The organism is Planktothrix rubescens CCAP 1459/22 (assembly GCA_904830895.1).
GTDB lineage: Bacteria > Cyanobacteriota > Cyanobacteriia > Cyanobacteriales > Microcoleaceae > Planktothrix > Planktothrix agardhii.
Map to the genome: position 1 here is coordinate 1,675,962 of LR882958.1, position 12,457 is coordinate 1,688,418.

Here is a 12,457-nt window from a genome sequence, read left to right on the forward strand (position 1 = left end):
GACTTACGCAAGTACACCATATATAGCGTGCTTGCCTGAGTCCTGACAGATTAAAATCCGTGAAATCCGTGAAATCCGCTTAAATCTGTGATCCCTCTTGCCCTATTTTGTCCAAATTGGTAGAACAAAACACAGATGAGAATCTATACTAAGTGGAATAATAGTTTCACAAACCGGGCTTGCCCTAAATCGGATACAATTTAGCCACTTGTCAATATCCAACGTAAACTGGTAAACAGTAATTGTCTATGGGCTATTTTCTTTTGATAGTTCAAAACTTAAAAAAATATTAATTTTCCCCTAAAAGACTGTTTGAACCCCAATCTATGTATTAAAACCCTATGAAATCTGCATCCCCGACCAATTCTATATCAGGAGAATCAACGGTTGTTTCAGCACAAGTAATTGATGTAACACCCGTTGAGGAGTCTACAGTTAATCGAAAGGGTATCAGCAAAGTGGGGGGTGAGACCCCTCTTGAAGAATCATCTTCCTCAACGAATGGGGGTTTAGTTCTCACAGGTGCAGGAGGCAGCAGTTTCTCCTCCATTCTGGCTCCTTTAACCAAAGACAATTTCGTTATTGTGGTTAAAGAAGTTGAGGATAAACTAAAAACAGTTAATCAAACCCTGTCGATGCTGAATAATCTGCTCGATGCCCAGGGGTTTGAGGAGATTCTCAATGAAATGTTGCGGTCGATTACTATTAAGATAGGAGAACTTTTAAATGCCGATCGGACAACGATCTGGCTGGTAGATGAAGAAAAACACGAACTCTGGTCAATTGTAGCTGGAGGACAGGATGGTAAACCCTTAGAATTGAGAATCCCATCCACCGCCGGAATTGCTGGGGAAGTGGCGACCACTCGCAATGTGGTTAATATTCCCTACGATTTTTATGATGATCCGCGTTCGGCCGCCGCCAAGAAAATGGATCAGAAAAATGGCTATCGGACATATACGATGGTCGTTATGCCTCTTTTAAATGATGAAAATGGCTTGGTGGCGGTGGTACAATTACTAAATAAATTAAAACTGAATTCAAGCCACCTAGATCCCTTAGATGAAAAAATAGACTTAGAGGGATTTACGGTAGACGATGAAAAACTATTTGAAGAATTTGTCCCCTCGATTCGCCTAATTTTAGAGTCCTCTCGTTCCTTCTATGCGGCCACGGTCAGACAGCGAGCGGCTGCGGCTTTAATGAATGCGGTTAATGCCCTCAGTAAGAGTAGTTTGGACTTAGAAGAAACCCTAAAAAATGTTATGGATCAGGCAAAAGAATTAATGAATGCCGATCGTAGCACCCTGTGGTTATTAGATGAAGAAAAAAGCGAACTTTGGACAAAAATTCCGATTAATGAAAAACTGATAGAAATTCGGATTCCTAGAAATGCCGGATTTGCTGGAGTTGTTGCCCAAAGTGGTGAACCTTTATTAATTTCCTTTGATCTGTATAACGATCCCCGTTCCGAAACCTCTAAACAAACGGATCAAAAAACTAAATATCGGACTTGCAGTATGTTATGCACACCCGTTTATAATGCTGACAATCAACTGATTGGTGTGACTCAATTAATTAATAAGAAAAAACAAGGAGAACACCCGCCTTATAATCCAGAAAATTGGCCAGAAGCCCCGGAACAATGGAAAGCCAGCTTTAATACTAATGATTTAGAATTCATGCAGGCATTCAATATTCAAGCGGGGGTTGCCTTACAAAATGCCAAATTGTTCCAAAAAGTCAAAGAACAGGAACAACGGCAAAAAGATATTCTGCGATCGCTCAGTAATGGAGTCATTTCTACCGACAAAGAAGGTCGAATGATTGCCACGAATGATTGTGCCATGGAACTCCTAGGAATTCGGGAGGAAGATGTTGTTAAGGGGCGTTCCGTCCGAGATTTAATTCAGGTTAAAAACGGAGATTTTAGCAAATGGTTTGATCTAGCTTTAGCCCCGAAAGATATTAAAGACAGACAACAATATTACCCGGATCAAACTTTATTCTCCGAAACAAATGAATCCTCTCGGAGTGTGAATTTATCAATTAATTCCATGTCTGATATCAATAACCCAGAAAAAGTTAGTGGGGCTTTAGTGGTGATGGAAGATATCAGTGGCGAGAAAGAAATCAAGAACTTAATGTATCGCTACATGACTCCAGAAGTCGCTGAACAACTGTTAGCCAGTGGGGATACCGGGTTAGGCGGAAAACGCAAAGACGTTACCGTTTTATTTAGTGATATTCGCGGCTACACCACCCTCACCGAAAAACTGCAAGCCGAAGAAGTAGTCACCATGCTCAACTCCTATTTTGAGGAAATGGTAGACACGGTATTGGGCTATAAAGGAACCCTGGACAAATATATCGGAGATGCGTTAATGGCCGTATTTGGTTCTCCCGCCCCCCTTGCGGATCATCCCTGGATGGCGATGCAAGCGGCCGTGGAAATGCGCTACCGTTTAGCCGAATATAACGAAGGTCGGGTCGCCCAGGGGTTAATGCCCATTGGTATTGGTATGGGTCTCCATTCCGATGAAGTGGTATCGGGAAATATTGGGTCAAGTAAACGGATGGAATTAACCTCTATTGGGGATGGGGTCAACCTCGCCTCCCGTTTAGAAGGAACCAGTAAACAATATGGCACGGATATTGTAATTAGCGAGAATACCTATATCAATTATGCCGATAAGGTAATTGTGCGGGAACTCGATTTCATCACCGTTAAAGGCAAAAGCCAACCTGTGAGAATTTATGAACTCGTTGGTATTCGGGAAGGGAAATTAGTTCGACCCGTTTCTGAAAAACAACAGGGGATCATTGATCACTATCATCTGGGACGGCAATATTACCTCAAACCCGCCACGGACAAATTAACCGCAGAGGAAATAGTGCCGTTATTAGAAGAACTCGAAGAAGTCTCCGAAGTTCAAATGAAAAAACTATCCTATGATGATAAGGATTTATTGGGACAAATGTTATTAAAAAATTCTCTGGAGAAACTAACCGAAATGTTAGATGAAAATATCATCAAGCGGTTAGCCATAGAAGACTTTAAACGGATGCCGATGGAGGAAGCCTTAGCCATTTTACCGGAAAAAGTCAAAGGATTTACTCCCCGGGAAACTAAAAAATTACTCATCGTTAAACTAAAACAGTTTACAACCGATGAGAATACCCAAAAAATGTTGGAAGACGAAGCCGCAGAAATGCCCCTAACCAAACTTCGGAAAATGGTTGATTTAGCCAAACGCAAATTTGCAGCAAAAGCCAAAGAATCTTTGCGGACTGCTAAACGGGAATTTCTGGCGGTTTTGGATCTTGATCCGAAAAATAAGGCCGCTAAACTGCACGTTGATCGCTGTATTCTGTATGAAACCACCCAACCCCCAGATGAAACTTGGGATGGAGTGTGGAACCTGACTGAGAAGTAATTGAAGATATTGAATGGAGAGACGCGCCGTGGTACGTCTCTTTTAATTTTATAGCAGGGAACAGCCCCCCCAAACCCCCCGTGCACGGGCCAGGGCTGTTTCATGTTTGAAAATTATAGCCTACTTTTGGGTCATAATTCTCAAACATGATAGCTATTTTCCGAATAATTAATATTTTATATAATTGCTATATTAATATTAATTATAGGAGGTATTATCTAAGCAGCATAAATATTCTTATTCCCTACGGAGTAAGACTTACATTCCCGATTTTTATCTATTAAATTTTCTATTAAACTTGTTAGCATCTTTATTTTAGAAAAAAATGGCGATCGCTCTCCATTTTATCAGGTGGCGATCGCTCTTTCTTTACTCTTTTTCACCTGACTTTGAAACAGCCCTGGGGTAAAGGGGGACTTTGATCTCCTCGACCCCATTTAATAAGGGGGTTATTTTTTATTCTTCTTCTCCAGATTCTCCAGATTCTCCAGATTCTCCAGATTCTCCAGATTCTCCAGATTCTCCAGATTCTCCAGATTCTCCAGATTCTCCAGAATTGGATAGACTTTCCACGTCTTCTTCCCCGGAAGCGGGAACAATGGCCACCGCGGCAATGGAATCTTCCTCGTATAATCGCTGAACACGAACCCCAGTAGCACTTCGAGATTGTAGGGGAATGGCATTCACGACTTGACGAATAATAATCCCTCGACTGCTAATTAACATTAATTCATGGGTTTCATCCACGACTTTTAAAGCCACTACTTCATCTTTCTTAGCATGGGGTTTAAACTTGGTGGCAATAATCCCTTTTCCAGCCCGATTTTGTAAGCGGAATTGAGACACTGGAACCCTTTTTCCATAACCACTAGCGGTTATGACTAAAACCGATAGTCCTAGGGAGTTGACCTCCGCTACTACTTCGGTTTCTGTTTCGTTTTCTTCGGTAGTTTCTGCGGTTGTTAGTTCGTTTTCTTCGGTAGTTTCTGCGGTGGTTAGTTCATTTTCTTCCTCGGTAGGAACTACCGTTGTGAGCATCAATTCGTCATCGGTTTCAATTTCTTCTCCCTCCGCTTCAGCGAAATTAGAAATAATTGCACTGGGCAAAATATCCATACTGATTAAGGTATCATCCCCTTTCAATTTCATGGATTTAACGCCACGGGTTGCCCTTCCTAACGGTCGCAATTGTTTATTATTGGCTTTAAAATGAATTGCCATACCGTGACGGGAACCAATAATAATGCCATCGTCAACTTTTGCCCGTCTCACCCAGCGTAATTCGTCTCCATCTTCTAAGGAAATAGCAATTAAACCATTAGTTCTAATATTACTAAAGGCGGATAATTGAGTTTTCTTAATAAATCCACCTTTGGTTAACATTACTAAGTATTCATCATCGCTAAATTCGCTAACATGAACAATAGAAGTGATCCGTTCTTCCTTGGGAATGGGTAACATTTGGATGATCGGAACCCCCCGGGCTGTGCGGGATGAAGCCGGGATTTGATAGGCTCTGATACTATAAACCACCCCACGATTACTAAAGAATAAAATCGTGTCATGGTCGCAACAGGTAATAAAGTGTTCAACTCCATCATCCTCTTTCATTTTTGTGCCTTGTTTACCTTTTGTGGCTCGACTTTGGGCAGCAAAAGTATTAACAGGCATTCGTTTCATGTAGCCCTGTTCTGTTAACAGAATTAAGGCTTTTTCATTGGCAATTAAATCGGTATCTTCTAACTCGCCTTCTGTATGTTCAATCACAGTACGACGAGGGGTATTAAACTTTTGTTTGATTTCTAGGGCTTCATCTTCAACGATTACTAAAATTCGTTCTCGTCTAGCTAAAATATCCTCTAAATCAGCAATTTTTATTTGTAATTCTTGGTGTTCTTGGTCAATTTTTTGGGATTCTAAAGCTGTTAGCCGTCGCAATTGCATTTGTAAGATGGCATCGGCTTGTTGTTCAGATAACCCATAGTTAGTAATTAATTCTTGTTTAGCTATGGGAATATCTGCCGCATGACGAATTAAGGCAATAATTGCATCTAAATTGTCTAAGGCAATTAATAATCCCAGTAAAAGATGATCCCGTTCTTGAGCTTTTCTGAGTTCATATTCCGTGCGTTTGCGGATAGTTTGTTCCCGAAAATGCAGGAATACTTCTAAAAACCGTTTGAGGGTGAGAATCTCAGGACGACCATTAACTAGGGCTAACATATTCGCCCCAAAATTGGTTTGTAGGGGCGTTTGTTTGTAGAGGTTATTGAGGATAACTCTGGGGTAAGCATCCCGTTTGAGTTCAATTACGATCCGCATTCCATCCCGATCGCTTTCATCACGAATATCGGAAATTCCCTCTAATTTCTTATCATTAACCATTTCAGCAATGCGTTCAATCATCGCCGCTTTATTGGTTTGATAAGGTAGTTGGGTGACAATAATTGCTTCTCGATCGGGTCTACCTTTATGTTCGATGGTTTCAATGGTAGCAATCCCGCGCATGGTAATCGAACCCCGACCATCATTATAGGCTTCTTTAATACCCGATGTGCCTAAAATTTGCGCTCCAGTAGGAAAATCTGGGCCGGGAATATGGCGCATTAATTCGGCAATAGTAATCTCAGGATTATGAATTAATGCCAGTAAACCATCAATTAATTCTCCTAAATTGTGGGGGGGAATATTGGTCGCCATCCCCACAGCAATTCCTGATGATCCATTTAATAGTAATTGGGGAATTCGTGCGGGTAAAACTAAGGGTTCCTGTTGAGATCCATCGAAGTTATCGCCAAAGGCAACGGTTTCTGAATCAATATCTCGCAGGAGAGAATCACTGGTTAAGGCCTGTAGACGACATTCCGTATACCGCATAGCCGCCGGAGGATCATTATCCACCGATCCAAAGTTGCCATGACCGTTAATTAAAGGCGATCGCATGGAAAAATCCTGTGCCATCCGCACTAAGGCGTCATAAACGGCCACATCTCCATGGGGGTGATATTTACCGAGTACCTCCCCCACCACACGGGCGCATTTACGGAAGGGCCGATCGGGTGTTAAGCCCAGTTCGTTCATCGCGTACAAGATCCTACGGTGAACGGGTTTCAAACCATCCCGTGCATCTGGCAGCGCTCGGCCTACGATTACGCTCATGGCGTATTCTAGGTAGGACTGCTGCATTTCGTTTCTCAGATCCGTCGGGACAATTCTCGACTCAGAGGTACTCATACCTTCAAAAACTCCATTACAATTTAAAATTAGTCACATTTAACCGAAAATATTAATAGAAAAAAAATTACTTTCGGTAGGGGTTATAAAATTAGTGACTAATGCTTAAAATTCTACCATAATTTGCCTTCTTTTTGGGGGTAAAATCTGGGATTTAAAATTGCAAAAAACTCTTGACAAATGCTAACAGTTATTTATTCTGATGAATTCCTCAACCATAAGACGGGATTATTCCATCCCGAACGGCCAGAAAGGTTAACGGCGATTGTTAATGCTCTAAAATCCGTGTCTTGGAGAGAACAGTTACGATGGCAACAGCCGACTCCGGTGGCCGATCGCCTGGACTCTTTAATTAAGCTCTTGGAAAAAGTACATACTCCGACCTATATTCAGCAGGTGAAAGCGATCTCGGATCGGGGGGGTGGTTATTTAGATGGGGATACCCCGATGTCGGCGGAAAGTTATGATGTGGCACTTTTGGCGGTGAGTGCTTGGTTGGATGGGGTGGATCGGGTCTTGGATAACGGACGTCCGGCTTTTGTTTTAGCTCGTCCCCCTGGACATCATGCGGAAAAAGATCGAGGGATGGGATTTTGTTTGTTTTCTAATGCGGGGATCGCAGCCTATTACGCCCTGAAAAAACCGGGAATTAATAAGGTAGCTATTTTAGATTGGGACGTCCATCATGGGAACGGAACTCAAGGGTTAGTGGAAGATAATCCTCGGATTGCTTACTGTTCTTTACATCAATCTCCCTGTTATCCGGGGACGGGATATGTGGATGAGCAGGGATCTCATAAAAATGTTCTGAATATTCCTATGTCTCCGGGTAGTACCATTGGGTTATACAAACCTGCCTTTGAAGATTATATTATGCCCTTTTTACGTCAGTTTCAGCCGGATTTACTGATTGTGAGTGCCGGGTATGATGCCAACGCGGATGATCCCTTGGCCAGTATTGCCCTACAACCAGAAGATTACGGACTTTTTACCGAATACTGTCTACAACTGACGTCTAAAATTGTCTTTGGACTCGAAGGTGGCTATGATTTGCCGAGTTTATCTCAATCAGTTGTGGCTACCTTAGAAAAATGTTTGTAGGACGGGGAATGGGGGGAAATCTTTCCCCCTCTAGGTTGGACTGTCAAACTTCATCGGCCCATTGACTCAAATCACAACGGTTATCCAGATCAATCACAAATTTACATAGCTTTGAATCACTGAATATTCTGTACAAAAAGTTCACAATGAATATATACAAGCTCACAGACTTTTATCTTTGAGCAAGCCATTCTAAGTAGAGGTGATTTATGATGACATACTGCCCGATCCCCCTGGAGGAGCTTTTTGGTCAAATTATGTTTTCTAGTGTGGTGACTCGTAGCGATCGCCAAAACCTGAGATCCGCCATTTTAGGAGATAGTTTGACTGAAGACGAAAAGGCAATTATTAACCGATTACTTTACAATGTTCGCAGAGGTTGGGTGAAGTTGGTAGATATGTAGTTGATGGTTTTAGAATTAAAACATGATCAGCAACTTTTTTTAAAAAAATTATTTTGGTTTGTGCTTTCTATTCCCAAATTTGTTGAAGTTGATCAATTTTCGATACAATATCAATCGTTAACCGCATATTCAGGATTGATCCTAACCCTTGTTATCCCCATCTCTACTGGTTGCCCATGGTAGCCGCGATCCTCGTCCCCAACAAGCCTTAAATCAATTGGCTAAACATTTAGGGGAACTTCCAGGCTGTTCTTTAGTTGGAACTGCAACTTTAGAATTAGCTCCCCTTCCTCTACATCAACAGATTCAAAATTTTGCCAAGTTAAGTCAATATTGGGGATATTCTCAAGTACAAATTTTACCGTTATTTCTCTCGTCGGGTGTTCATGTTAACACGGATTTACCCGAAGAAATTTCGATCGCTCAAGCACAAATTGGCTCGGAAATTCAACTCAATTTATTACCTTATTTTGGTTCTAAAGTCAACCGTTTAGCCCCTTTGATCTCCACAAAAATGGCAACGGTTGAAATAGATAATTGGATTTTAATTGCCCACGGAAGTCGCCATCTGGAGGGAAATCAACCCATTGAACAATTAGCGGCTCAAATCGGGGCAATTCCTGCCTATTGGTCGGTTACTCCGAATTTAGAAACTCAAATTCAAGTATTGATTGCATCGGGAGTTAACCGAATTGGAATTATTCCTTATTTTATGTTTTCCGGTGGAATAAGCGATGCGATCGCCCAATCAATTAAACAGTTTTCTGAACAATTCCCCACAGTTAAATTTGATTTAATTTCACCTTTAGAAATAGATGAAAATTTAGTTAATTTAATTAGGGATTTATTGCTATAAATACAAACAACAATAACTCAAATTTTACTATCTTTTTAACCTAAAATTCCTACTTTTACCAATTACCCATTACCCGCTTGTAACTTGGGAATTTCAATCACACATTCTGTCCCCAACCCAGTTTCTGAAACGCAGGATAATTGACCTTTATGGGTTTCAACGATAATTTTATAACTGGTAGACATTCCTAAACCTGTTCCTAACCCGACATCTTTAGTTGTAAAAAACGGATCAAAAATTTTCGCTAAAATCTCGGCGGACATCCCAATTCCATTATCAGCAATTCTAATTTGTACGCGCTGGGAATCTGTTAATGAGGTCGTGATCCAAATCATCCCCGGATCGGCAATAATTTCCTTTAATGATCGTTGTTTATTGCGTTGTTCCACGGCGTCAATAGCATTCGCCAATAAATTCATAAAAACTTGATTTAGTTCCCCTGCATAGCATTCAACAGGGGGTAAGTTTCCATATTGTTTAATCACTTGAATAGCTAGATGATGGGGTTGTTCTTTGAGGCGACTTTCCAATAACATTAAGGTACTATCTAAATTTTCATGTAAATCAATATTTTTCAGTTCTGATTCATCTAAACGAGAAAAAATTCTCAAGGATTTAACAATATCTCTAATTCGCTCCGCCCCAGTTTTCATTGAATTCAATAATTGAGGGAGATCTTCTGCAATAAAATCGAGTTCGACATCTTCTAATTTTTCTTCTATTTCTAAGTCAGGATGGGGATAGTGTTTTTGATAGAGTCTAATGACAGAAAATAAATCATCCAGATATTCTTTAGCATAGGTAAGATTTCCAAAAATAAAGCTGACTGGGTTATTGATTTCGTGGGCAATTCCAGCAACCATTTGTCCTAAACTTGACATTTTTTCGGAATGGACTAACTGGATTTGAGCTTGTTGCAATTTAGAAACTGTTTGTTCTAATTCTTGAGTTTTTGCTGTGGCTATTATAGCAGATTCTTGAGATTTTGTATAGAGTTTTGATTGATTAATTGCAATTTCTAACTGATTGATAATAAAGCGTAAAAGTTCAACTTCCTGGGGTTTCCATGGTCGAGGCTCCTGACAATGGGCTAAGACTAAAACCCAAATATCACCGGATTGAAGTTTTATCGGCAAAATCAAAACGGATTCTAATTCTAAAACCATTAAAAAATTCCGCACCGATGGAATTTCATAGGTAATTACCTGATCAATTTGGATAATTTTTTCTTGTAAAATAATTTCACTAATGGGGTGGAGGGCATTCCCTGGATATAGTTCAGAAATACTGATTAAATTAGGGGCTTTAGATTCCTTGAGCATTTCCCATTCTGGAGGATTTAATTCTAAGTTATATCCGACACAATAACAGCGATCAACTCCTAATAATTGACGAATTTCTTCTACCGTTGTCTCTAAAATGGTATTCCAATCTAGGGAATTTCTAATCAAATTACCGATGCAGTTTTGCATCTTTTCTCGTTCGGCTAATTCCCGCAATTGTTGTTCTGAATTTTGCCAAGCTGCTTCGGTTTGTTTGCGATCGCTAATATCTAAAAGTAAACCATCCCAAACAATTGATCCATCCGGTTGTTTACCTAAACTTCCTCGGCTTGAATCCATTTGATTTTGCCCGAAGGAGTAATTAAACGGTATTGATGTTGCCAAGGTTTTCCCGTATCTACAGCTTGAGCCATGGAATCGACAAAGCTATTCAGATCATCAGGATGAATTAGTTTCCACAAGAAATCAGCATTTTTTAAAATCACTTCGTGTCTAATTTCTGTTAATTCTAAACATTTGGGGCTTAAATAGGTAAAACAGCCCCGTCCTTGATGATTATATTGATGATATTGATAGGTAACACCAGGGACATTTTCTGCTAATTGTTGGAAGCGGATTTGTGAATTTTGCAACGCTATTTCTGCATTTTTTCTGGCGGTGATATCCAGAGAAGTCCCAATAATTCTATAGATTTTCCCACTGGAATCTGAAATAGGATTGAGGGTGGTTAAAGAAAAGGTTTGTTTATCCTCAAACCAAATTTCTTCTTCATATTGAATTAAGGTTTTTGCCTGAACACAATCTCGATAATGTTGGAGCATTTTTTCCCCTTCCACTAAACCAAAAATTTCTGTAAAGGTTCTTCCATAAACTTGGGTAGATTTTTGTCCTGTGATTTGTTCGGTTTTAGGATTCCAACCCAAACATCGAAAGTTCTTTTCATTAAAAACCGCAATAATAAAAATAACCTGTTCTACGCCGTTATAAATATTTCTTAAAAATTCTTCTTTTTCTTCTAAAACTGCTTCTATTTTTTCCGGTTCTATTGAGTCATCTGAGGAGTCAAATCGGCTTAAAACTTGTTCAATTTTATTGGTTGTAATCCTTTCAATCTCGCAGGTTTCAGGGTGACAGCGACAAGAATTATCGAGGGTTTGGGGTGGAATTTCTAAAATTAATCCATCCCAAACTAGATCGCCATTGGGTTGAGGACAAGGTTGGGCGATCGCAGATAAATATTTGATTTTTTCCGATGGAGTTTGATATTGCCATTGCCGTTGCCAAGGAATTAATTTTTGAGCGCAGGTTACAAGGGATTGAGTAAAAACCTGTTGATCCCGATCATTCATCAATCCCCACATTAAAGCGGCATTATGCTGAATTTCATCGGGTTCTCGCTCGTAAATTCTTCGGCAACTAGGACTAATATATAAATACTCTTGGGAACCATCAGGGTGTAGCAAAAATTGATAAATTACCCCTGGCAAATTATCGGCGATCTGATACAGATATACTTGGTTCTGCTCACCCTGTGGAATTGTGCTTGTCATCTTAAAGGCGCATCCGAAAACCTAAAGAAATTATATCATTTTTTAGGGTTTTCTGACTCTTAATTGTTATATTTTCGGGTCTAAATTTTGCCAAAGTCGATTAGAATTAAGATATTAGACTGACTGTCCCATTCAAGATTTTTTCAATCGTATGAAGCAGTTCTTCTTCAGAGAAAGGTTTAGTCAAATATTCCGTTGCCCCCGATAATCGACCCTCCACCTGATCATGCGGCGCATTCCGTGAGGTTAACATCACAATAGGTAGGTGATTAAAATTAGGCAATCCCCGCAAAACTCGACATAGTTCTAAACCATCCATTCCCGGCATAGATATATCTAAGAGCATTAAATCAACCGATTGCTGATGGAGTGTTGTTAAAGCTTCACTGGTATTGTTAGCAAAAATTAGCTGATAGTGGTTTTCCAAAATCCGTTTAATCATTGTCTGCACAGGAATGCTATCATCAACAGCGAGAACTGTACTCCGGGATTTTACAAATGCACACATCTTGATTTCTCCATTATATTCTCTAAGTTGTTAATATTAGGTGGCTTTTAAAATCAACTATTTTGGCAGCATTGATCCAGCACA

The 12,457-nt window shown here is 40.1% G+C and carries 8 protein-coding genes; 4 read left to right on the forward strand and 4 right to left on the reverse strand.

Annotated elements, in window-relative coordinates; translation table 11 throughout:
• Nucleotides 1-341 precede the first annotated feature (341 nt).
• Nucleotides 342-3,437: an adenylate/guanylate cyclase domain-containing protein gene (locus tag NMG86_RS07820; RefSeq protein WP_026797381.1), complete on the forward strand. Its 3,096-nt coding sequence runs from the start codon at nucleotides 342-344 to the stop codon at nucleotides 3,435-3,437.
• A 456-nt stretch (nucleotides 3,438-3,893) separates the two neighbouring features.
• On the opposite strand, the gene gyrA is transcribed toward NMG86_RS07820, so the two are convergent.
• Nucleotides 3,894-6,671, reverse strand: coding sequence for a DNA topoisomerase (ATP-hydrolyzing) subunit A (gene gyrA, locus NMG86_RS07825; RefSeq protein ID WP_081694461.1), 2,778 nt, complete (start codon nucleotides 6,669-6,671; stop codon nucleotides 3,894-3,896).
• A gap of 180 nt (nucleotides 6,672-6,851) precedes the next feature.
• Between gyrA and NMG86_RS07830 the strand changes: the two genes are divergently transcribed.
• The 3 genes from NMG86_RS07830 to NMG86_RS07840 all read left to right on the forward strand — a co-directional run bounded on the left by NMG86_RS07830 (nucleotide 6,852) and on the right by NMG86_RS07840 (nucleotide 9,032).
• Nucleotides 6,852-7,772 carry a histone deacetylase family protein gene (locus NMG86_RS07830; protein ID WP_026797382.1) on the forward strand — a complete coding sequence of 307 codons (921 nt, stop codon included), beginning with the start codon at nucleotides 6,852-6,854 and terminating at the stop codon, nucleotides 7,770-7,772.
• A 212-nt stretch (nucleotides 7,773-7,984) separates the two neighbouring features.
• Nucleotides 7,985-8,176 (forward strand): hypothetical protein, encoded by a 192-nt coding sequence (locus tag NMG86_RS07835; protein ID WP_026797383.1) that lies wholly within the window; start codon nucleotides 7,985-7,987, stop codon nucleotides 8,174-8,176.
• Nucleotides 8,177-8,324: 148 nt separating this feature from the next.
• A complete protein-coding gene (locus NMG86_RS07840) occupies nucleotides 8,325-9,032 on the forward strand; it encodes a sirohydrochlorin chelatase (protein WP_026797385.1) in 708 nt (235 codons plus the stop codon).
• A gap of 62 nt (nucleotides 9,033-9,094) precedes the next feature.
• On the opposite strand, the gene NMG86_RS07845 is transcribed toward NMG86_RS07840, so the two are convergent.
• The 3 genes from NMG86_RS07845 to NMG86_RS07855 form a co-directional block, all read right to left on the reverse strand.
• Nucleotides 9,095-10,654, reverse strand: coding sequence for a sensor histidine kinase (locus NMG86_RS07845; protein ID WP_052338670.1), 1,560 nt, complete (start codon nucleotides 10,652-10,654; stop codon nucleotides 9,095-9,097).
• Nucleotides 10,630-11,865 carry a PAS domain-containing protein gene (locus tag NMG86_RS07850; protein WP_026797386.1) on the reverse strand — a complete coding sequence of 412 codons (1,236 nt, stop codon included), beginning with the start codon at nucleotides 11,863-11,865 and terminating at the stop codon, nucleotides 10,630-10,632. The genes NMG86_RS07845 and NMG86_RS07850 overlap by 25 nt, the downstream gene beginning before the upstream one ends.
• A gap of 106 nt (nucleotides 11,866-11,971) precedes the next feature.
• Nucleotides 11,972-12,373, reverse strand: coding sequence for a response regulator (locus tag NMG86_RS07855; protein WP_026787454.1), 402 nt, complete (start codon nucleotides 12,371-12,373; stop codon nucleotides 11,972-11,974).
• Nucleotides 12,374-12,457: the final 84 nt, after the last annotated feature.